This window comes from Thermoactinomyces sp. CICC 10522 (genome assembly GCF_016055075.1).
GTDB classification, from domain to species: Bacteria; Bacillota; Bacilli; order Thermoactinomycetales; family Thermoactinomycetaceae; genus Thermoactinomyces_A; species Thermoactinomyces_A daqus.
Genome location: NZ_JAECVY010000005.1, coordinates 101,614 through 123,076, shown reverse-complemented (window position 1 = coordinate 123,076; position 21,463 = coordinate 101,614). Strand labels below are relative to the sequence as shown.

The 21,463-nt window shown below is 50.7% G+C and carries 21 protein-coding genes; 7 read left to right on the top strand and 14 right to left on the bottom strand.

All coding sequences use genetic code 11. The features are described from left to right. Positions 1-435 precede the first annotated feature (435 nt). From I8U18_RS09575 to I8U18_RS09560, 4 genes are all read left to right on the top strand, one after another. Positions 436-1,833 (top strand): extracellular solute-binding protein, encoded by a 1,398-nt coding sequence (locus I8U18_RS09575; protein ID WP_033099703.1) that lies wholly within the window; start codon positions 436-438, stop codon positions 1,831-1,833. Positions 1,834-1,945: 112 nt separating this feature from the next. Next, entirely contained in the window at positions 1,946-2,455 is a 510-nt protein-coding gene (locus I8U18_RS09570; protein ID WP_033099702.1) for a hypothetical protein, read from the top strand. A 323-nt stretch (positions 2,456-2,778) separates the two neighbouring features. Further along, positions 2,779-3,198 (top strand): MerR family transcriptional regulator, encoded by a 420-nt coding sequence (locus I8U18_RS09565; protein WP_033099701.1) that lies wholly within the window; start codon positions 2,779-2,781, stop codon positions 3,196-3,198. A gap of 1 nt (position 3,199) precedes the next feature. Beyond that, on the top strand, positions 3,200-4,366 hold the full coding sequence (locus tag I8U18_RS09560) for an MFS transporter (RefSeq protein ID WP_198064710.1): 1,167 nt from the start codon (positions 3,200-3,202) through the stop codon (positions 4,364-4,366). A 274-nt stretch (positions 4,367-4,640) separates the two neighbouring features. Here the strand turns inward: I8U18_RS09560 and I8U18_RS09555 are convergent, their stop codons facing one another. Further along, positions 4,641-5,426 carry a 3-hydroxybutyrate dehydrogenase gene (locus tag I8U18_RS09555; RefSeq protein WP_370589227.1) on the bottom strand — a complete coding sequence of 262 codons (786 nt, stop codon included), beginning with the start codon at positions 5,424-5,426 and terminating at the stop codon, positions 4,641-4,643. 98 nt (positions 5,427-5,524) lie between these two features. Here I8U18_RS09555 and I8U18_RS09550 point away from each other — a divergent pair, with 98 nt between their 5' ends. The 3 genes from I8U18_RS09550 (at position 5,525) to I8U18_RS09540 (ending at position 7,600) form a co-directional block, all read left to right on the top strand. Beyond that, positions 5,525-6,412, top strand: coding sequence for a LysR family transcriptional regulator (locus I8U18_RS09550; RefSeq protein WP_198059244.1), 888 nt, complete (start codon positions 5,525-5,527; stop codon positions 6,410-6,412). 124 nt (positions 6,413-6,536) lie between these two features. Then, a complete protein-coding gene (locus I8U18_RS09545) occupies positions 6,537-6,905 on the top strand; it encodes a CidA/LrgA family protein (RefSeq protein WP_033099699.1) in 369 nt (122 codons plus the stop codon). Then, entirely contained in the window at positions 6,905-7,600 is a 696-nt protein-coding gene (locus I8U18_RS09540; RefSeq protein WP_033099698.1) for an LrgB family protein, read from the top strand. Before I8U18_RS09545 ends, I8U18_RS09540 begins: the two co-directional genes overlap by 1 nt. A 50-nt stretch (positions 7,601-7,650) precedes the next feature. Here the strand turns inward: I8U18_RS09540 and I8U18_RS09535 are convergent, their stop codons facing one another. The 13 genes from I8U18_RS09535 to I8U18_RS09475 all read right to left on the bottom strand — a co-directional run bounded on the left by I8U18_RS09535 (position 7,651) and on the right by I8U18_RS09475 (position 21,401). Beyond that, a complete protein-coding gene (locus I8U18_RS09535) occupies positions 7,651-8,439 on the bottom strand; it encodes a class I SAM-dependent methyltransferase (protein ID WP_198064709.1) in 789 nt (262 codons plus the stop codon). Positions 8,440-8,567: 128 nt separating this feature from the next. Beyond that, positions 8,568-9,902, bottom strand: a complete 1,335-nt coding sequence (gene glnA / locus I8U18_RS09530) for a type I glutamate--ammonia ligase (protein ID WP_033099696.1) — start codon at positions 9,900-9,902, stop codon at positions 8,568-8,570. Positions 9,903-9,956: 54 nt separating this feature from the next. Further along, positions 9,957-10,361: a MerR family transcriptional regulator gene (locus tag I8U18_RS09525; RefSeq protein ID WP_033099695.1), complete on the bottom strand. Its 405-nt coding sequence runs from the start codon at positions 10,359-10,361 to the stop codon at positions 9,957-9,959. 179 nt (positions 10,362-10,540) lie between these two features. Then, positions 10,541-11,023, bottom strand: coding sequence for a DUF456 domain-containing protein (locus tag I8U18_RS09520; protein WP_370589385.1), 483 nt, complete (start codon positions 11,021-11,023; stop codon positions 10,541-10,543). Positions 11,024-11,044: 21 nt separating this feature from the next. After that, complete coding sequence (locus I8U18_RS09515) at positions 11,045-12,328, bottom strand: methionine gamma-lyase family protein (RefSeq protein WP_198064707.1); 1,284 nt, start codon at positions 12,326-12,328, stop codon at positions 11,045-11,047. Between the two features lie 19 nt (positions 12,329-12,347). Continuing rightward, positions 12,348-13,610: a GTPase HflX gene (gene hflX / locus I8U18_RS09510; protein ID WP_198059249.1), complete on the bottom strand. Its 1,263-nt coding sequence runs from the start codon at positions 13,608-13,610 to the stop codon at positions 12,348-12,350. Between the two features lie 24 nt (positions 13,611-13,634). Further along, a complete protein-coding gene (gene spoVK, locus I8U18_RS09505; protein ID WP_052153954.1) occupies positions 13,635-14,642 on the bottom strand; it encodes a stage V sporulation protein K in 1,008 nt (335 codons plus the stop codon). 131 nt (positions 14,643-14,773) lie between these two features. Next, positions 14,774-15,016: an RNA chaperone Hfq gene (hfq, locus tag I8U18_RS09500; RefSeq protein ID WP_033099693.1), complete on the bottom strand. Its 243-nt coding sequence runs from the start codon at positions 15,014-15,016 to the stop codon at positions 14,774-14,776. Between the two features lie 43 nt (positions 15,017-15,059). Then, complete coding sequence (gene miaA, locus I8U18_RS09495) at positions 15,060-15,989, bottom strand: tRNA (adenosine(37)-N6)-dimethylallyltransferase MiaA (RefSeq protein ID WP_033099692.1); 930 nt, start codon at positions 15,987-15,989, stop codon at positions 15,060-15,062. Then, entirely contained in the window at positions 15,986-16,711 is a 726-nt protein-coding gene (locus I8U18_RS09490; protein WP_198064706.1) for a class I SAM-dependent methyltransferase, read from the bottom strand. Before I8U18_RS09490 ends, miaA begins: the two co-directional genes overlap by 4 nt. A gap of 61 nt (positions 16,712-16,772) precedes the next feature. After that, positions 16,773-18,698: a DNA mismatch repair endonuclease MutL gene (mutL, locus tag I8U18_RS09485; RefSeq protein ID WP_198064705.1), complete on the bottom strand. Its 1,926-nt coding sequence runs from the start codon at positions 18,696-18,698 to the stop codon at positions 16,773-16,775. A gap of 25 nt (positions 18,699-18,723) precedes the next feature. Then, a complete protein-coding gene (gene mutS, locus I8U18_RS09480; RefSeq protein WP_232336347.1) occupies positions 18,724-21,234 on the bottom strand; it encodes a DNA mismatch repair protein MutS in 2,511 nt (836 codons plus the stop codon). Continuing rightward, positions 21,219-21,401 (bottom strand): hypothetical protein, encoded by a 183-nt coding sequence (locus I8U18_RS09475; protein WP_152568467.1) that lies wholly within the window; start codon positions 21,399-21,401, stop codon positions 21,219-21,221. Before I8U18_RS09475 ends, mutS begins: the two co-directional genes overlap by 16 nt. Between the last annotated feature and the right edge of the window lie 62 nt (positions 21,402-21,463).

Here is a 21,463-nt window from a genome sequence, read left to right as displayed (position 1 = left end):
AACAACCGGCACCGTACTGGAAACAGGGCGGATTTGGGCAGGAATATCACATCATGAAAGGGCTTGCAAAGTTCATAACACAGTATTTTCTTCCTGATCAGTAAAACTTGTATGCTACTTGTATCTATATATAATTCAAAATATCATGAATTTTTATGTTAGTCAAGATAATTGTCTTGATCAATCTGTCCCCTCCCAATGAATCAATCCCGGCAAGATCCGCTTACTGTCCTGAACTCCCTCCGTTTCATGCCCCGTCGAAATTACTCCGGAAAAAGAAGAAGCGTCATCATACAAGAGAATCGATTTCCGCAGAGAATGATAAATTTTCAAAACCTTGTTTGCATTTCAGGTGCAGGAATGATACAACTATGATAGCAGTATCATAGCTGTATTATTTCTTTTACCCAGACTTTTTCAGAAAGAAGAATTGGCATGCGCAGAGAAAAAGAATTTCGTTACCTGAAACTCGCAAACATTTTGCGGGAACAAATTTTGTCCGGATACATCAAACCCGGTGAATTTCTGCTCTCCGAAAATGAATTGTGCAAATTTTATGGATTAAGCCGTACTTCGGTACGGAAATCTCTCGATGAACTGCTGAAAGAAGGACTGATTGTCAAAAAACCCGGCCAGGGAACCATGGTCTCCCCTGATCTGGAAATTACGGAAAAACAGCGGAGAATTCTTCGTATTTTGGCTCCTTCCCCCTCTTTTTTTGTCGATAACGGGTTGCCGGTCATTATCGAACGTTTTTTGCAGGAACATCCTCATGTTGATGTGAAAGTGCTCAGCCTGCCTTCCTTTTATTTCTGGGAATCGTTGCGGACAAGCAGGGAAATGGGGCTTGACCCCGACCTCGTTTTCGTTTCCGACCGGCAGTTCGCCGAGATGGACAATCTAGATTCCTTCGCTGATCTGGAGCCTCTCCTGGCCAATCGAATACCGGCCATGTATCCCAAAGTGATTCAGGCGTTTCGCCGTCAAAAAGAGATCAAAGCCGCCCCGGTCACCTTTTCGACCGTCTATTTGGCATACAACCCGGAATTGTTCAGACGCTACGGAGTACCCGAACCGGCATCCGCCTGGACACAATCCGAATTTGTAAATGCGGCAAAAAAAATGACACGGGACACCAATGGTGACGGAATTATCGATTTATACGGAATTTCCCTCTCTTCCTCGTTCAGCCGCTGGCCGGTGTTCGCCCTGCAAAAAGGAATCAGCCCGACAAACCCGGCGGAGCATCCAGAGCGTCTGGTCGAAACCTTCGACTTTCTGCACGACTTGTTGTATCGCGACCGGGTGGCGACCATTCATCAGACGGAAACACACCATCCCAACTCAGATGCGTTTGTGCGCGGAAAAACGGCGATGGTTTTGACCACCACCCTGGAGATGGCCGGCTGGCGCAGCGAACAAATGGATTTTGAACCGCAAGTGGCTCCTTTGCCTTTCGGTGACAATCAGGCGACTCTGCTTTTGGCCAACATGTTGATCGTCCCCACCGCCTGCAAATCGGCCGACCTGGCAAAAGAGTTCATCTCGACTGCACTCCGGTCCGATGTACAGGAGAAGATGAGCCGCACTGCCCATTTTCTGTCCGTGTTGAAACATGTAAACGAACAGGTCTGGGACCGTCCGTTTCTGGAATCGATCAATATCACCAACCGTCAGGTGGAAAACAGCTACTTCCTGCATGAACTCTTTCCGGATGCCGGTGTGATGGAAGAGCTGGAAACGGAGATGAAACTGTTTTGGGCCGGGCTGGAGTCGGCCGCTTCGTTTGCACAGACGCTGCAGCGGATGATCCGGGTAAAAAGTAAGTCTTAGGTCTGAGATTGAATCCTACTTTGGCAGGTTCCAGCAGGGTTCCCGTTCCTTTATGATGGATTGCAGAACCTTGTTACGGGAATCAGAAGTACAAAAAACGGAGGATTCAATCATGGCTTATCGACTTAATCTGCGGAAAAAGAACTTACTGGTCACGATCCATGTCCTTTCCGTCATAGCCTGGTTCGGCGGGGCGATCTGCATGCTTTTGCTGGGACTGTACATGCAGAAGGCGGAAGACGGAGAACAGCTTTATTATACGCTGGCCAACATGCATCTCATCGATGCCACACTGATTCGCTATCCGGCTCTGGTGGCCTTCATCTCCGGCATTCTGCTGTCAGTCTGGACGCAATGGGGCCTGTTCAAACACTATTGGGTTGTGATCAAGTTTGCCTTGACCCTTTTTATCATTCTGATCGGCATCTTTTTTTTGAATAATTGGCTCTCTTTTCTCCTGGAACATGCAGCCCTCTTCGGTCTGGGCTCCTTTCATCATCATCAATTTCAAACGACAAGTTTGTCGCTGATCAATGTTTCCCTGTTCAATATTCTGGCGATGGCCCTCATGACCTTGATCACGTATTTTAAGCCTTTAGGCAAGATCAGAAAACGGTCATGACCCAAAAAACCGGCCCGGAGATGAAAGTGTCGGGATACTCGGGAGAGACGGTGTCCCTTTGACCGGCCAATTCACAATAAGCGAAAGGGCTCGGTGACAACCGCCAACTTTGCCAAAAGCATTATTTTGACCGCGATCATGCGGTCTTTTTCATTGCTGCAGTCGGACACCTGATAATTTTCGACAACAAAAATATTAGAAAATCGAAGTAATCGCGGGTTAATTATGCTGATACTATAAATACAGTCTATTTTTGAGAAATAGTTTACTTTGACGTGAACGTTAAAAATCGATATAGTAGGAGAATGTTGAGGGGGCTGGACATGAATTGGTACAAAATTGACGATGTCGCAAAAATCACCGGTTTGACCAAACGCACCTTGCGCTATTATGAGGAAATAGGGTTAATCCCCCCACCCGAACGGAGCGATGGCAAGATCCGCCTATATACGGATGAAGATATCGAACAAATCCGCAGAGTACTCATCGCCAAAGAGGTTTTGGGTTTTTCTTTGCAGGAGTTGCAGCAGTTTCTCCATCTGAAGAAAATGATTGAACAAAATCATACGGAGTATGGCAGCTTTGGCCCCGAGGAACTGCTGGAGATCAAAAAACATTTGTCCGGGCAAATCCACATGCTCCACGCCAAAATCGAGCGCATGCAAAAGTTCACTCAGGAACTCACTGAGTTGCAGCAAAAAATCAAAGTCCAATTAAATCAATTTGCAAAGGAAGATGAGTGATATGGAGTTATCGGAGCAAAAACGAAAGCGGGCGAGAAACATCACCGTGTTCGGCACGTTTCTCGCCTTTATGGGAATTGGCGTCGTCGACCCACTGTTGCCGGTGATTGCCGACCAGATTGGAGCAAGTCACTGGCAGGTCGAAATGCTTTTCACCGCATATATTTTTACAATGGCTTTCATTATGATTCCTGCCGGGCTTTTGACCGGAAAACTGGGCGACAAAAAAATGATGATCATCGGGTTGGCCATTGTGACCGTCTTCTCTTTGGGTTGCGCCCTTTCCGGCACCATCACGCAATTATCCATTTTTCGTGCCGGCTGGGGATTGGGGAACTCTTTCTTTTTCGCCACAGCCATGACTTTGCTCATCGCATTGTCCAGCGACGTAAGCAAAGCAGTCGGATTATATGAAGCCGCAATCGGACTTGGCATGGCCGGCGGTCCCCTGGTCGGGGGAATTCTCGGTGGTTTCGGCTGGCGGTTTCCCTTTTTTGCCACCAGTATCCTGATCTTTTTAGCCTTTTTGCTCGTCTCTTTTTTCGTTTATGAACCGTCGAACATGGAACGCCGCGGAAAAGCCGGCTTAAAAGAGCTGGCCCACCTGCTTTCCTTCCGTCCGTTTTTGCAAGCCGGCATCTCAGCCATGCTCTATTACTACGGTTTCTTTGTCGTTTTGGCCTATTCCCCGCTGGTGCTGAACCTTTCTGCGATCCAGTTGGGACTGGTCTTCTTCGGATGGGGGCTGTGCTTGGCTTATGGATCTGCCGTACTGGCTCACAAATTGGAAGCAAAATACTCTTACAAGTTTCTTCTCCGTTACAGCTTAATCGCGTTTGCAGTCTTCTTGCTTTTGCTCTTTTTCATCAAAAATATCTGGATTGAAATCATTCTCGTCATTCTCTCCGGTTTGGCTTCGGGACTGAACAACGCGTTATTCACCAGTTATGCCATGGAAGTTTCTCCTTATGAACGGGGTGTGACTTCCGGGGTGTACAACTTCGTGCGCTGGCTCGGTGCAGGCGTCGCTCCGGTCTTGTCCGGTGTACTTCACGCCATCAGCCCGACATTCCCCTTCGGAGTCGCGTTCATTCTCGCCGTGATCGCGTTCGTCATCATTCTGCTTCCGAGCCCCGGCCGGCAAAGCAGCACCGCGCAGCAACAATAATCATAGATGGTAAAAAGCCGGTTCCATGGGTTTGGAGCCGGCTTTTTCTGCAAGTGTATACTCTTCCTTTCCTCGTTTCCCCGACACCCCTGTCTGATAAACCACATATAAATCGAACAAAACGGATCACTCCTGCCACAAAGGAGGCAACGTAATGCTCATGCTCCTGTTTCAATTTGTCACCATTCTGCTCTCCGTGTTTTGGGGAAACATTTTTAATTTTTTCTGATCTGTTTGATCATCCTCTTTTACGGCATGCACTTTGTTCCCGCCCTTATTGGGCCGTATAGCCTCCGTCGATGACGACTGCTTGTCCAGTTACTCCTTTGGCCCGCTCGCCGGCTAAAAAGAGCGCGTAATCGGCAATTTCCTCCGGGTCAAGCAAGCGCTGCTGCGGAACAAGCGGAAACAGCACTTCTGCCATTACCTTGTCCAACGGAACGTTTCTTGTCTTGGCCAGATCCTTAAGCTGATTTTGTACCAGCGGCGTATCGACATAACCCGGGCATAGTGCATTTACCGTGATCCCATGCGTGGCCCCCTCCAACGCAGCCACTTTGGTAAGGCCGATCACGCCGTGTTTGGCGCTGTTGTATGCCGCTTTTCCGGCAAACCCCACCAGGCCGTTAATCGAGGCCATGTTGATGATGCGGCCGAATTTCTGCTCCTTCATGATGGGAAACACTTTTTTCGTGGCGATAAACGGCCCGATTAACATGATCCGGATCAATTGTTCAAACTTATCCGTCGGGAAATCTTCCAGATTGGAAACAAATTGAATGCCGGCGTTATTGACCAGGATATCCAGACGGCCAAAACGGCTGACAGCGCGCGAGATCATCGTTTCCACCTGGCTTTCATCCGTCACATCGCAGGGAACCGCCACTGCTGTAAAGCCTTGTGCCGCGAGATTGTCCGCCGCCTTTTCCGCGGCTTTTTCATTAATGTCGGCAATCACCACTTTCGCTCCGGCCCCGGCAAATTTCCGGGCAATCGCCCAACCAATTCCACTGCCTGCCCCCGTTACAATTGCTGTTTTCTGATCCAATTCTTTTCGCAAAATTCATCCGCTCCTCACCAAAACCTTTTGCAATCCGTTTTCCATCGGTAAAATAGGTTCAATAAGACATGAACGATAACAACCAGGAGGATCGATCGTTGGACATACGCCAATTAAAATATTTTCTCGCTGTAGCCAAGCACAAAAGTTTTACCAAGGCCTCCCAGGCACTGCACCTGTCACAACCCTCCATCAGCAAGATGATCAAAAGTTTGGAAGATGAGTTGGGAGTCACCCTGATCGATCGTTCGACCAAACAGATCGAACTGACCGACGCCGGGGAAATCGTTCGCAAACAGGCGCAGCAAATCATCCACTCCATTGATGATCTGGCCCAATCGCTCTACGATTTGATGCACCTGAACAAAGGGCACGTCACCCTCGGACTTCCGCCGATTGCCGGAACCATCTTCTTCGCTCCGATCATCGAGAAGCTGCACCGGCACTATCCCGGCATCCAGCTGGAGTTGATGGAGTTTGGTTCGAAAAAGGTGGCACAGGGGATTGAAAGCGGAATCCTCGATGTGGGCATCGCCATGCTTCCGGTTGATTCCTGTAAATTCGATGTGATTCCTTTCGTCTCCGAGGAAATGAGGCTGATTACTCACCGCCGGCATCCTCTTGCCGGCAAGTCCGTCGTCTCTTTGTCCGAGCTCAAAGACGAATCCTTTATTTTTCTCAGCGAAGAATTCGCCCTGTACGAGCGGATCTGGCACGAATGCACCAAAGCCGGTTTCAAGCCAAAAATCACCTACAAGAGTTCGCAATGGGACTTCATCGCCGAACTGGTTGCCACCGGCCTAGGAATCGCGATTTTCCCGCAATCGCTGTGTGCCAAATTACCAACGGAACGGCTCCGCATCATCCCCATAAATCCGGCCATCCCGTGGAACCTGGGGATCATCGTCAAAAAACACCGCTATATCTCCTATGCGGCGCAAACCCTAATCAACCTGATCAAAAATCATCGTTTCAATCATAACTAAAAGGCATAGTTATAATAAAAGATGTATTCTTTACGAATAGATTTATTCTCGTTACCTTATAAGTATGATCTTTCCACAGGAGCTGACTCAGCTCCTTTTCTTATGCATCAGAAAGGTGAAGATTATGAGAATATGGATTGTCTTAGGCCAGATCTTGCTGATCAATCTCGTTTATCTGTGCGGGGAAGGCATTGCGCATTTGCTCAGACTGGAAAAACTGCCCGGCAGCATAATCGGTTTGGCTCTTCTGTTTCTCCTGCTCAAACTTCGCATCATTCGCCTGGAATGGGTCGAAGAAGGCGCAAAATGGCTGTTGGCCGAACTGCTGCTCTTTTTCATTCCTCCCACGGTCGGCATTATCCAGTTTCCGCAGATCATGGGTGTGGAAGGGCTCAGGATGGCCGGCGCGGTCTGGATCAGTTTAATCGCGGTCATGTGCATTACCGGCCTAGTCGCCGAATTTTTGCAAAAGCGGAAGAAGGGAAAAGCCTGATGAATGAAATTTTGCTGAAGATATTTTTACTCGTCCTCACCATCTCGATTTTCGTGGCAAGCCAAAAAATCAGCTCCAAGCTCACATTCGTCCTGTTTTCACCGGTGATTGTCACACCGCTCATCCTGATCATCATCCTGGAGACTTTCCATATTTCCTACTCCACCTACGCTTCGGGAACCTGGATCTTGACCTACATGCTCGGCCCCTCCACGGTCGCTTTCGCCGTTCCCATGTATAAATACCAGGATCTGCTCAGGAAATATTTAAAAGAGATTTTGATCAGCTTGAGCATTGGCTCATTTTTGGCTGTCATCACCTCAATCTTGTTCGCCATCCTGTTCCAGCTGAGCAAAGTGATGGTGATCAGTATCATCCCCCGTTCAGTAACGACACCGATCGCAATGGAATACGCCAAATCCTTGCACGGCAATCCTTCCCTGACTGCCGTCTTTGTCATGATCACCGGCTTGTCCGGGGTGGTTCTGGGCCCGCTGCTAATTCGTCTGCTCTCCTTAAAATCCCCGATTGCCAAGGGGTTGTTGATGGGAATGGGCGCACACGGCACCGGCACCTCCAAAGCATTTGAATTCGGAGAGCTGGAAGGAACTTTCTCCAGTTTGGGCATGATCATAGGGGCCTTCATCACCCTGGTGTGGGTGTTGTTATTGCCGAGTCTGACCCCGCTGCTCTGATACCCGGGAAAACAGGGGCCAAACCTCCGTTTTCCCTTTTTTATCCGGTGTTAAAGGTATTTTAAGACCGCCACCGAACAGACATGCGGAACGCTGATCGGTTCATCGGGATAACGGATCGCCAGCAATTCTTGCAACCTGTCTGAAATCTCCCGTTTTTGCGCTTCCGATAACAGCGTGTACCAAGAGAGAGTACGGATTCTCCCCAACCAGTATTCATGCGAAAAGGCGATGGAATATTCCCACTCCCAGCCCGCCGTCAGCCGGAGACCCGCTTTTTCCCATTCACTGAACCAACTGAGCGGAAACCCGAGAAGCCTTTCCTTCTCTTCTTTGCGGGATCCCGGTTTATCGACTGCATCTTTTGGCAAGAACGATTTTGCCATCACAAAAGTATCCCGGAGCAAGGGATTTTGCTTGGACAGATCAAAACGCGAATCCATCACGATGAAAAGTCCGCCTTCCTTTAATATGCGTTTCACCTCCTTGATCGCCTGCGGCCGGTTAAACCAATGCCATGCCCGCAATACTGTGACCATCTCATATTGAGCAGACGGAAGAGTGCTGTTTTCCGCGGTCGCGCAGATATAGCAGATCCGGCTTCCCTCCTCCCCCTTTCGCGCTTCAGCCAGCAGTTCAGGGGAAGGGTCAACACCGGTAACCTGCGCTCCTCTTTTCACCAGTTCCCGGCTGAGTACCCCGGTTCCGCATCCGAGATCCACTATCTTTCTCCCCTCCCACCGCACGCCAAAACTTTCCAGCTGCTTAAATACTTCAACAGGAAAATCATTGCGCCATCTGGCATAATCCTTTGCCACTGAACCAAACTTGACCTCCATCATATCCCCCGAAAAAAATTTTTTATTAAGATTGTCCCCTTAATAATTATATATAATATTCTGATATATCCAACCAAAAATAAAGCAGAGATCGAATAAATTTCGACCTCTGCCGTACACTTTTCCGTTTAGTACAGGGACATATACTGCTCGCGTTCCCACGGATGAACAGTGGTGCGGAACAGATCCCACTCGATTTCTTTCGCTTCCACAAAATGAGCCAAGGCGTGTTCGCCGAGCGCTTCAACCATAACCGGGTCGTTTTGCAATTCCACCAAGGCTTCTTGCAAGTTGGCCGGCAGATTGTCAATTCCTGCATCGCGGCGCTCTTGCTCATCCATCACATAGATGTTGCGATCCGTTTGTTGCGGTAACGGAAGTTGTTGCTTAATGCCGTCCAAACCTGCTTTGAGCAGAACCGCCAAAGTCAGGTACGGGTTGGCTGATGGGTCGGGAGAACGAACTTCGATCCGGGTGCTGAGTCCGCGGGAAGCCGGAACCCGAACCAGCGGACTGCGGTTTTTCGGCGACCAGGCAACATAACAGGGTGCTTCATAGCCCGGCACCAGACGTTTGTACGAGTTAATCAGCGGATTGGTGATGGCCGTAAAAGCACGGGCATGTTTCAAAACACCGGCAAGGAAATGACGTGCGGTTTTGCTTAAACCGAGCTCGTCAGATTCATCGTAGAAGGCGTTCACTTTCCCTTGGAAAAGGGACATATGGCAGTGCATCCCTGATCCGTTTACCCCAAAGAGCGGTTTCGGCATAAAGGTCGCATGCAAACCGTAACGACGGGCAACGTTTTTCACCACCAACTTAAAGATTTGGATATTGTCGGCAGTCGTTACCGCATTGGCATATTTGAAATCGATTTCGTGCTGACCCGGTGCCACTTCGTGGTGAGACGCTTCCACTTCAAATCCCATTTTGTCCAAAGTAAGCACGATATCGCGACGGCAGTTTTCCCCGAGATCCAGCGGTGCAAGGTCAAAGTAACCGCCTTTATCGTTCAATTCAAGGGAAGGTTCACCTTTTTCATCGGTTTTGAAGAGGAAGAACTCCGGTTCGGTGCCCACGTTAAACGCGGTGAAGCCCATTTCTTCCGCTTCTTTCAAGGCGCGTTTCAAAATTCCGCGGGGATCGCCCTCAAACGGTGTGCCGTCCGGATTGTAAATATCACAAATGAGTCCGGCAACTTTTCCGTGTTCATTTCCCCAGGGATAAATCACCCAAGTATCGAGATCGGGATACAGATACATATCCGATTCTTCAATGCGCACAAATCCTTCGATGGAAGATCCGTCAAACATCATTTTATTATCAAGCGCTTTTTCCAACTGGCTGCGGGGAATTTCCACGTTTTTGATTGTTCCCAGCAAATCGGTGAATGTCAAACGAATATACGAAACCTTTTCCTGATCGGCAATCCCAAGAATATCTTCTTTGGTGTATTTTGCCATTGTGTCGTTCTCCCTTCACAATTTATTTATGACACCGGAAGCAGGAGGGAAGCATTAATGGCGGAAAAAGCGCGACATCTCTCCATGTGTAAGAGGAATTTGCCCCGGGCGGTTCGGATGGATGATCTGCTGCTTCAACATCCGGCGCAGTTCCCGCTCGGTAAGTTCTTTTTTCACCCGCTCCACTTCTCTCTTCGCTTCCAGGACTTGCTGATTTTGTTTAAACATCTCTCTCACTCCGGCCAGATTAAGCCCCTTTTCCAGATAGGACTTAATCTGCAATAGCCGATCCACGTCATTAAATGAAAACAACCGCTGATTCCCTTTGGTTCGTTCCGGGCGAATCAATCCCTGCTGTTCGTAATAGCGAATCTGACGCGGGGAAAGTTCGGTCAGCTTTGTTACAATTCCAATGGGAAACAAAGGCATATTCCGCCTCAGCTCATCGCGTACACTCATCGACGGCCGCCTCCTTTCCTCAGGCTGCTTTCCATACTTTAATTGTATTCATGTCAGGTTTATTAGTCAAGCGATGTAATAAAAATTGACATGATTAAGTGCGCATATTGATGTGCTCATTTTGCCTCCTGCCGGACTTTTTTATAATAAAAAGAGCCCGGTTTCCCAGGCTCTTCATGTTATGAAATGCCGATGCGGACGAAAAACCAGATCAGCATCCCCGTCATCACCAAAAATTTGATAAACACTCCGCCGACAAAGCCGACAAAGGTGCCAAAGGCCACTTTAAAGGCTTCTCCCCAAGATTTTTTCAGGATGAACTCAAGCAAAAGCACCAGCACAAACGGTCCGACAATAATTCCGACCGGACCGATGATGAAGGGGAAAACGATGATCCCCACAATCGCAGCGATAACGGACCAGACGGAGCCCCCGTACTTTTTCACGGCGATACTGGAAGAAAGATAATCGACCAAAAACAGAAGAAGGGTAAGAATGATCACCGTGACCCAAAACGAAACTCCCAGTGGAGCCGCCGCGGGGATAAAGAAACTGTAGACGGCAAAGCCCGCCAATAGCAGCGGCGCATCCGGCAGGGCAGGAATAAACAAACCCGCAAAAGCGAGCAGGAACAATACAGCCACCACAATCCACAGAAGCACTTCCAACCCCGGTTCCTCCTTTTATCCACTTTGCTTGAGAACAGCCAATTTTCCAGTTTCCATCATAAATTCCAACGCCTGAACGATCGCGATTTTCACGTGCGAATAGGTTAATCCGCCTTGCATAAAGGCAATATAAGGCTCGCGCAAAGGGCCGTCCGCCGACAATTCAATGCTCGCCCCCTGTACAAAGGTTCCCGCCGCCATTATGACCGGATCTTCATACCCGGGCATATGATCAGGCACCGGCTTGATATGGGCATCGATCGGCGAGGAAGATTGAATCCCCTGGCAAAAGGCTATGAGCAACTCAGGACTGCCCAGGGAAATCTGCTGAATGATATCGGCTCTGGTTTCATCCCATGCCGGGGTCGTCCGAAATCCCAATTCCTGCAACAAGGCCGACGTAAACACCGCTCCTTTCAATGCTTCGCCGACAACATGAGGAGCGAGAAACAATCCTTGATAATAATCGCGCAAGTATCCATAAGTGGCGCCCCCTTCCATGCCGATTCCGGGAGCAACCAGACGGGAGGCGGCTTTGGCAACCAAATTCGCCCTGCCGGCAATGTATCCCCCCGATTTGGCAAGGCCACCGCCCGGATTTTTGATCAGGGAACCGGCGATCAGATCGGCACCCATATGAGGAGGTTCTTGTCCCTCCACGAATTCGCCGTAACAATTATCGACAAAGATAACGAGATCAGGCCGGATGGAGCGGATTTTCCTCACCATCTCTCCGATTTGCCCGACGGTAAACGACGGGCGATCGGCATATCCCCGCGACCGCTGAATCCCGATCATTTTGGTCTTGTCCGTCAACGCGGCAGCAAATGCTTCCCAGTCGATATTTCCGGCAGGGGTGAGCGGAATTTCTTTATAAGCAATACCATAATCGGCCAATGAACCCGAGCCGTCTCTATCTGAACCGATCACTTGCTGCAACGTGTCATACGGGCGCCCCGTCAGGTAGATCAGTTCATCCCCCGGACGCAGGATTCCATAAAGGCACGCGGAAATGGCATGGGTGCCCGAGATGATGTTCGGGCGCACCAAAGCTTGCTCCGCCCCCATCAATTCAGCAAATGCCTTTTCAAAAATCTCCCTTCCCATATCGTCATATCCATAGCCGGTCGAAGAGTGCAGGTGGAACTCGCTTACCCCGAGTTTCCGAAACACCTGAAGCACTTTCCATTGCATCTCATCGACGTGATGCGAGATTTTGGCGATCATTGGAGCGATCTTTTCTTCCACTTGCAAAACGTTTCGTTCAATCCATTCACCATGTTTTAACTCATTAAACACCAATCCATCATTCCCACATTTAAAATTCCTCGCTTAAACGGGCAAATTGAAGCAAGGCGGGCGGCAGTTTCCCGAGTTGTTTGCGCGAGAGGCGAAACTCGAACCGGATCTTTGTATCCATTGCCTTGCTTGAACATACCTCTGCCGCCTCATACAGGGCAGCAATCAAATCTCCGCGGTGGATCGGGATTTCCGCCGTACCGGTCACCGTCTCCGCACTCAACATTGCCGCGATTTTCTCTTTGAGCCGCATCAAATCATCGTCGCAAAAAGCCGAGATCGAAATCGCCTCTTTGCCCTGGAGATTGACGTTCAGCTCCGGTTGGAGATCGGCTTTATTGAGGACGATCAGAGTCGGGAGATGGGCTGCATCCAGTTCCTCCAACACTTTCTCCACCGCCTTCATCTGTTCCTCCGCCTCTTTATGCGATGCATCGACGACATGTAACAACAAATCGGCCTCTTTCACCTGTTCCAGCGTCGAGCGAAACGCCGCCACCAGATGATGGGGCAATTGGCGGATAAATCCGACGGTATCCGTGAGAATCACCTGTTCCCCGCCCGGCAACTTCAAACTGCGGGAAAGGGGATCAAGTGTCGCAAACAGTTTGTTCTCCGCCAAACTGTCCGCTCCGGTCAGACGGTTGAGCAAAGTGGATTTCCCGGCATTTGTGTAACCGACCAAAGCGATTTGGGTCACCCCGGTCTTTTTACGGCGCTGCCCCAGCAAACGGCGATGTTTTTTTATCTCTTCAAGCTGAGCGGTGAGAGCGCGGATTTGGCGACGGATGTGACGCCGGTCCGTTTCCAGTTTCTTTTCACCGGGACCGCGCGTGCCGATGCCTCCCCCCAGACGGGAAAGCTCTTTCCCTCTCCCCTGAAGGCGCGGCAACAGATAATTAAGCTGCGCCAATTCCACCTGAATCCGCCCCTCCCTGGTTTGGGCCCGACCGGCAAATATATCCAAAATCAGCTGGGTCCGGTCAATCACTTTGCAGGGAAACAGCAGTTCCAGATTGCGAATTTGCGCAGGGGAAAGCTCCTGATCAAAAATGACCAGATCCGCTTCCGCCTGCTCCGCCCATTCGGCGATCTCCTGTGCTTTGCCGTGTCCGATCAGCCATGCGGGGTCGGGGCGGTCACGAAACTGGATCACCTTTCCGGCAACCTCCGCTCCCGATGTCTCGGCAAGGCGGGCCAATTCTTCCAAAGTGGAAGTGATTTCCGCCTCGTTTCGTTTGGATCCAGTTCCCACCAAAATCGCTTTTTCTCGTTCAAGCATCGAAATCGTTACGTCATCCCTTTCTCAAAGAAAAACCTGGTTTTTGGCCCTTTCATTATACCATGAATAAACAGGCGGGTTTTTTTCCGCTTCCCGAAATTGGAAATCTTCCCCTCTCAGCATCATCAGATCATCCTTGCTGGCATAGCGCAGGTTTAACAGGCGAACAGCCTGATTGCGAATCGCCTGCTCCACCAGATTGCGAACATGCCTCGCATTGCCAAACTGCTCATCCCTTCGCTCCATTTGCTCCTTAAGGTGCTGGCGCAATTTCTCCTGCGCCGTTAACGACAACCGGTACTGGCGCTCCTGCACCATCTGTTCGGCAATTTCCATCAATTCATCCAAATGGAAATCGGGAAATTGCAGATGGATGGGAAAGCGGGACGGAAGACCCGGATTTAAGCGCAAGAATTGCTCCATTTCTTCGGAATAGCCGGCCAGAATGAGAATAAAGTCATTTTTATAGTCTTCCATTGATTTGACCATCGTATCAATCGCTTCTTTGCCGAAATCCTTTTCGCCGCCTCTGGCCAGTGAGTAGGCCTCATCAATAAACAAGATGCCCCCCAGCGCTTTTTTCACGTGTTCCCTCGTTTTTTGCGCCGTATGGCCGATATACTCCCCGACCAGATCCGCGCGCTCCACTTCAACAAGATGGCCTTTGGACAAAACCCCCATCTCTTTGAACAGACGGCTTAAAATACGCGCCACAGTGGTCTTTCCCGTTCCGGGATTTCCGGAAAAGATCATGTGCAGCACCTGTTGTTCTGCGGCCAAGCCTGCCGCGCGCCTTCTTTTGCCAATCTCCAGCCACGCGTAAATCTCTTTGACAAACTCTTTGATCTTGGACAATCCGACCAAATGCTTCAACTGTTCCATACAGTCGCGCAAAGGGCCGTGCTCTTCATGAACAAATGCCTCTTCCTTCAAAGCGGCGGGACAGGCGGAAATTTGCATCTCCTGCCTGGGGTGGTCAAAAACAACATGAATTTGGCTTTTATTTATCCCTTTAAGAACTCTCCGATTCATGGAGTTCACCTCTTGATCCGGGTTCGCTAAACCATGTATACGCGCCCGCCCAGATTTTGGTGAACAAAAGAAAACCAAGCAAGCTTAAAAGGAAAGCCTGCCTGGCTTCATCACAGTAAACAGGAAAGCTCTTATACCTCTTTTTGCTCTTCAGCCGGCATCAAAGAAACAGGCCTTGCAGGAGTAAAGGTGGAAATGGCATGTTTATACACCATTTGTTGTTTACCATCACTGTCGATCACGATGGTAAAATTGTCAAAACCACGAATTACTCCCCGAAGTTGGAAACCGTTGACCAAATAAATGGTCACCGGGACAGATTCTTTGCGAATCTGATTCAAAAATGTATCTTGAATATTGATCGATTGTTTCAAAATCCGAACCTCCTATGTATTTTGCATTTAACATTATTGTACTCTATTCTCTGGGCAAATGAAACTTTCCTGCAACAAGCTGCTGAATTTCTCTCAAACATTGCGGTTCTGTCACATCAAACCAATGAATCTCCTTGAGGCGGCGAAACCAGGATAATTGCCGTTTCGCATATTTTCTGGTTCCTTTTTTTATAGAATCGACTGCTTCGGCCAGCGTGATGTCCCCGTTTAAATAGCTGATGATTTCTTTATACCCGATCGCCTGCATCGAGGTCAAACCCAAATGGTAACCCCGCTCTTTCAACCGTTTGACCTCTTCGACCAAGCCCGCTTCGATCATTTGGTCCACCCGCCGGTTAATCCGCTCATAGAGAAGCTCCCGCGGCATCGTCAGCCCGATCCAGAGCGCATCGAACGGGGAAGTTCCTTTCCCTTTCAATGATGAGAAAGGTTTTCCGGTCACTTCATAAACTTCCAGCGCGCGGATGATGCGGCGGAGATCATTGGGATGCAATTTGGCGGCTGCATCCGGGTCCACTTCACCGAGGCGACTGTGCAGGTATTCATTGCCTTTTGATGCGGCCAAATTGCGCAGCTCCTCGCGAAGATCCGGGTTTTCCGGCACATGCGGCAGTTCGTAATCATGCGTCACCGCTTCAATGTACAATCCCGTTCCTCCCACCAGCATCGGCAAATGCCCGCGCGCATGGATCTCGGCAATTTTTTGCCGGGCGAGTTTCTGAAATTCCTGAACGGAAAAAGGAACATCAGGGTCGATTAAATCGATCATGTGGTGCGGCGCTGCCCTTTGCTCCTCCGGGGAGGCCTTGGCAGTACCAATATCCATCCCCTTGTATACCTGCATGGAATCTCCGGAAATAATCTCCCCGTCAAACATTTTTGCCAGGGTCAGGCTGAGATCCGTCTTGCCGACAGCCGTCGGTCCCACGATAACAAGCAATTCCTGCTTCACTGCTTCTCCCCTTTCCGGATCACACCCCAGGCAAACTGGGATGATTCTTTCGCAACGACAAAGCCGAGCCGCTCAAATTCCCCGCTTTTGACCCGTTCTTTCAGCAAAACCGCTTTTTTCGCCACCCTGACGGCTTCAGCGACCGATTCCTGATCAAGCGGAGCCGGATTGGCCAGCGGTTTTAATTGCTGCATGGCTGCGGAGGCCTTAACCGTCTCCCGAAACATGGGATCGAACATGACAATATCAAATGATTCATCTGCACACTGCTTTAAATAGGTCCGATAATCGGATTGAATCACTTCAACCCTCCGCATGGCCCGGTCCAGCTCCTTGCGCTGTGTCTGATAACTGTGCAGGCCGTGTTTGACGATGGCCGCGATCACCGGCTCGCTTTCCAGGGCCACAACCTTGCCGGAAGGGCCGACCGCAAAGGAAGCGACGATGGAATCCGCTCCCATGCCCAGGGTGCAATCCAATACGCGATCCCCTTCGCGCATCCCGGCAACGGAGACCATCGCATCCGTATCCCCGCCGATGAGCTGTTTGATGCGCAGGGCGGACATATTGGGGTGAAAGAAAAACTGATTCCCCTCTTTGTCCTCATAGCGCCACTCTTTCTTGGTCACAATCACCGCCCGCTCCAGTCCTGTTTGCTGAAACAGATCAGGCAGGGAAGCGCGTTCCCGGCTGATATACCGGACACCGAGGGAAGCGGCCAATTCCATCGCTTCTTTTTGCTGGCGATTCCCCGGATGAAATGAGGTTGTGACAAATAAAATGCTACATCACCCTTTTAAACATTTTTTCCAGTTCATAGGTAGAAAAATGAATGAGGATCGGCCGGCCGTGCGGACAGGTAAACGGGTTCTCACAGTCGTTCAACCGCCGGAGCAGCTCTTCCATTTCATCCTGGCGCAAATGGCGGTTGGCTTTGATCGCCGCTTTGCACGACATCATTTTCGCAGCTCCGTCCCGCAGCATCGCGGTATTCACTTCGCCATGTTCTTTCAGCCATTCGATGATTTCATGCACCAATTCCACCGGCTGACCGCTTGGAAACCAGGTTGGGTAAGCCCGCACGACAAAAGTGGTGCCACCGAACGGTTCAATCTCCAATCCCCACCTGCGCAAATAGTCAAGCCGGCTTTCCAGCACTTCCGCTTCTGCCGGGGAACATTCGATCGTGAGCGGAACCAGCAGGGGATATTGTTTATGATTCTCTTCTCCCAGTTTTTTTGAGTAGATTTCATAATAAATCCGCTCATGGGCCGCGTGCTGGTCCAGCAAATAAAATCCGTCTTCCGCCTGAGCCACAATATAGGTTCCGTGAATCTGCGCCAGAGGCAACAGGTGCGGGAGACGGGGTTCAGCCGGTTGCTCTCCGGGTTCTGTTTCCGCCGCATTGTCTGGCAAGCCGGTTCCCTTTTCCTCGGGTGCGGGCTCCGGTTCCTGTTTCTCCGCTTTCCGCGTTTCTTCTGCCTGTGTCAAGGAAGAAAGGGCCGACCGATAACGAGGCGAATTCTCATCTTTTGTCTGCTTGGGTTCCGGTTCCCAACCGGCCTGCTTAGGCGCCGTTTCCTTCACACGATCCGGTTCGGTTCTGCTCGCGGGAAGCGGGTACGCCTTTTTGGCCTCGCTCGCAGCCAAGTCCCAGCGGAGTGATTCCTGGATCGGCTTTTTCTCTTTGCTTCGCGGTGCCTCGGCCTGGGGAACAAACCGCTCACGTCCGAAGGCCTGTCTGATGGCCTCTTCAATCAGCTGGCAACATTCTTTTTCCTTGCTCAGTCGCACTTCCAGCTTGGAAGGATGAACGTTGACATCGACCAGTATCGGGTCCATTTCAATATGCAAGGCACCGATGGGGTAGCGCCCGGATGGGAGCAACGTGCCGTATGCCCGTAACACCGCCTGGGTGATGGGGATGGAACGGACAAAACGGCCGTTGAGGATGATCGAGAGATAAGAACGGGTCGAACGGGTCACCTCCGGTTTGCTCATATATCCCTTGAGGCGGAAGTCCAAATTTTCACCGCTGACCTGGACAAACCGGCTGGCCACTTGTTTACCGTAAAGCGCATAGAGCGCGTGCAACAATTTTCCATCACCTGAAGTGCGAAACAACTCGCGGCCGTTATGTGTGAGGGAAAACGCGATCGAAGGATGGGAAATCGCCAGTCTGCCCACGACATCCGCCACATGGCTAACCTCAGTGTTGACGGTTTTTAAGTACTTCAAACGAGCCGGGGTATTATAGAACAAATCTTTCACTACGACATCCGTTCCACGGGATCGCGAAGTATCTTCCACATCAAGCACTTCACCGCCGGCAATCGTCACCCGGGTTGCCAGTTCGGAGGGGTCATGGGCTGTCGTCAAAGTCACCCTGGCCACAGAGGCGATGCTCGGCAACGCTTCACCGCGAAACCCGAGCGTCTGGATGGAGAAAAGGTCACGCTCTCGCTTGATCTTGCTCGTGGCATGCCGCGAAAAAGCCGTAACGGCATCTTCCCTGTCCATCCCGCTGCCGTTATCCGAAACCTGAATGAGCGAAATGCCGCCCTCTTCAATCTGCACGGCGATTTTGGTCGCTTCGGCGTCGATTGCGTTCTCAACCAGCTCTTTCACCACGGAAGCCGGGCGTTCGACCACCTCACCGGCTGCGATCTGGTTGGCGAGGTGGTCGTCCATCACTTTAATTTTTCCCATGCTGCTCTCCCCTCCCCTTCATTTTCTATCGGTTCAATTTTTGTTTCAGCTCATGGAGAAATTGCATGCATTCAAACGGGGTTTTATTCATCAAATCCCATTCTTTAACGGCCTGAACAATTTCCGCACCGATCCCGTCCGCCTCTTTGACAGCCGGCGCCTGAACCGGATCGCTCTTTTGCACCCCTTGGTAATCAAACAAGCTCAACTGGCCGGACAAATCCTCAGCCGTCGTTTCTTTGGCCGTCGCCTCACTCTCCATCCGCCCCTCCAGCTCATGAAGCAGCTGCTTCGCCCGCTTGATCACAGGTGCCGGAAGGCCGGCCAATTCCGCTACATGGATGCCATAACTGCGATCGGCTCCCCCGGGAATGATCCGGTGCAAAAAAACGACCTTTCCGTTCTTTTCAATACACTGAGCGTGAACATTGACCAAACGCTGCAATGTTTCCTCCAGACCGGTCAATTCATGGTAGTGCGTCGAAAAAAGCGTTTTTGCTCCAATTTGGTCGTGAATATACTCCACGATCGCATGCGCGAGCGCCATTCCGTCGTAAGTGGAGGTTCCGCGTCCCACTTCATCCAGCAATATCAAACTGCGCGGTGTCGCTTCTTTCAGCGCGTGACACGTTTCGGCCATCTCGACCATAAAGGTACTGCGCCCGCCAATGAGATCGTCCGCCGCCCCGATCCGCGTGAAAATGCGGTCAACGATGGCGATCTCCGCCTCGTCGGCCGGAACGAAACTGCCGATCTGCGCCATGATCGTAATCAGCGCCACTTGCCGCATATAGGTGCTTTTGCCTGCCATGTTGGGGCCGGTGATCAGTAAAATCTGGCGATCCCTGGCATCCAGATCGGCATCGTTGGCGACAAATTCCCCGCCGGGGGTGACCGCCTCCACAACCGGATGGCGCCCCGCCCTGATCTTCAACCCGTCTTCCGCATGTACGCGCGGGCGGGTATATTGATATTTTTTGGCCACCAGAGCAAAAGCCTGCAACACATCCAATTCCGCGACAGATTCGGCCAGCCGCTGCAGACGGGCTGCTTGTTCCGCCACTTTGGCACGCACTTCCGCAAAGATCTCATACTCCATCTCCACCGATTTTTCTGACGCGTTTAAAATCATCTGCTCCCGCTCTTTTAATTCCGGAGTGATAAACCGTTCGGCGTTGGCCAGCGTTTGCTTCCGCTGGTAACGGTCTTCCGGCACCAGATGCAGGTTGCTTTTGGTCACTTCGATATAATAACCGAACACGCGGTTATATCCAATCTTCAACGATTTGATTCCTGTTTTTTCCTTTTCCCGCTGCTCCAGTCCGGCGATCCAGCTCTTTCCATCCTTTTGGATTGCCCGCAATTCGTCCAATTTTTCATGAAAGCCCTCACGGATCATTCCTCCCTCTTTGACCGATACCGGGGGCTCATCGACAATCGCAGAGGCAATCCATTCCCGCACATCCACACATTCGTCAAGACCTTCCCCCATTTCAACCAATTCACGAGAACCGGAATTGATTAAACGCTCGCGCAGCTGCGGGATCACGGACAGCGACCGCTTGACATTGACCAGTTCACGAGCATTGGTGGACCCGTAAGCAATCCTGGCCGCCAACCGTTCCAGATCATAAACCTGCTTCAGCAAATCGCGAACCTCGTCCAACAAAATAAAATCGGACAAAAAGGATTCGACCGTATTTTGTCGCCGCTTAATTTCACTTAAGCTCAACAGCGGCTTGTCCAGCCACCTTCTCAGCAGGCGGCTTCCCATGGCCGTTGCCGTCTGGTCAAGAAGCCACAGCAGGGAACCCTTCTTTTTTCCGTCGGCAAGTGTCACCGTCAGCTCCAAGTTGCGCCTTGCCGACTCATCAAGCATCATATACTGTTTCGCATCATAGCGGCGCAAACGCTGAACATGCCCCAATGTCCGTTTTTGCGTTTGTTGCAGATACGCAAACAACAGGCGGACAACGCGTTCCAGTCCCGGAGTTTTGCATATGTCCGCAGCATCGGGAAATTGCCGGGGCATCTCTTTCATCACTTCCGCCTCTTCCTGCGGCGTCAGGGTGAAAGACGTGATCAGGCATTTCAACCGCGTTTCCAGCTTTTCGCGAAGAGCCGTGTTTTGTGCCAGTTTTTCCTCAAGGACAATCTCTCTCGGACGATAGCTCGATGCTTCATCCAGCACAAACTCCAAACCATCGGTCATCTCGGTAACATGCCATTCCCCCGTGGACAGATCAACCGCGGCAAGGGCCATTTCCCCCTCAGAGCCTGACAGGGTGAGCAGGAAATTATTTTCTCTCTCATCCAGCATATTCTCTTCGATAATCGTGCCCGGGGTGATCACCCGGACCACTTCCCGCTTCACGACGCCTTTGGCCGTGGCAGGATTTTCGATCTGCTCGCAAATCGCAACTTTGTACCCTTTATCGATTAAACGTTCCACATACGTATGAGCGGAATGATAAGGCACTCCACACATGGGAATTCGTTCGTTGCCGCCATCGCGGCTTGTCAGCGTGATCTCCAATTCTTCCGCCGCTTTTTCGGCATCTTCAAAGTAGGGTAGGAACCGAGCGCCTGACCGCCTCGCGGCGATTGGTTTCTCCGCCCCTCCCTCCGAACCGTACGTACACCTCTCGGCGTATACGGCTCTCCACCTGCCGGAGCCGGTTTAGCCTCCATCTCCTGCGGCAACTGCTCATCCTGCCTGTTTTTGCTGAATATGTAATGTAAAAGTGCGATGACCTTCACGGCTA

What these genes read in the sequence shown, in the direction of transcription:
- hflX (WP_198059249.1), bottom strand. Translation starts at nt 13,610, where the DNA reads ATGCTTGAACGAGAAAAAGCGATTTTGGTGGGAACTGGATCCAAACGA.
- I8U18_RS09540 (WP_033099698.1), top strand. Translation starts at nt 6,905, where the DNA reads ATGAATGAAATTTTGCTGAAGATATTTTTACTCGTCCTCACCATCTCG.
- spoVK (WP_052153954.1), bottom strand. Translation starts at nt 14,642, where the DNA reads ATGAATCGGAGAGTTCTTAAAGGGATAAATAAAAGCCAAATTCATGTT.
- I8U18_RS09525 (WP_033099695.1), bottom strand. Translation starts at nt 10,361, where the DNA reads ATGAGTGTACGCGATGAGCTGAGGCGGAATATGCCTTTGTTTCCCATT.
- I8U18_RS09545 (WP_033099699.1), top strand. Translation starts at nt 6,537, where the DNA reads ATGAGAATATGGATTGTCTTAGGCCAGATCTTGCTGATCAATCTCGTT.
- mutL (WP_198064705.1), bottom strand. Translation starts at nt 18,698, where the DNA reads ATGGGAAAAATTAAAGTGATGGACGACCACCTCGCCAACCAGATCGCA.
- I8U18_RS09535 (WP_198064709.1), bottom strand. Translation starts at nt 8,439, where the DNA reads ATGGAGGTCAAGTTTGGTTCAGTGGCAAAGGATTATGCCAGATGGCGC.
- I8U18_RS09570 (WP_033099702.1), top strand. Translation starts at nt 1,946, where the DNA reads ATGGCTTATCGACTTAATCTGCGGAAAAAGAACTTACTGGTCACGATC.
- I8U18_RS09560 (WP_198064710.1), top strand. Translation starts at nt 3,200, where the DNA reads ATGGAGTTATCGGAGCAAAAACGAAAGCGGGCGAGAAACATCACCGTG.
- I8U18_RS09565 (WP_033099701.1), top strand. Translation starts at nt 2,779, where the DNA reads ATGAATTGGTACAAAATTGACGATGTCGCAAAAATCACCGGTTTGACC.
- glnA (WP_033099696.1), bottom strand. Translation starts at nt 9,902, where the DNA reads ATGGCAAAATACACCAAAGAAGATATTCTTGGGATTGCCGATCAGGAA.
- I8U18_RS09575 (WP_033099703.1), top strand. Translation starts at nt 436, where the DNA reads ATGCGCAGAGAAAAAGAATTTCGTTACCTGAAACTCGCAAACATTTTG.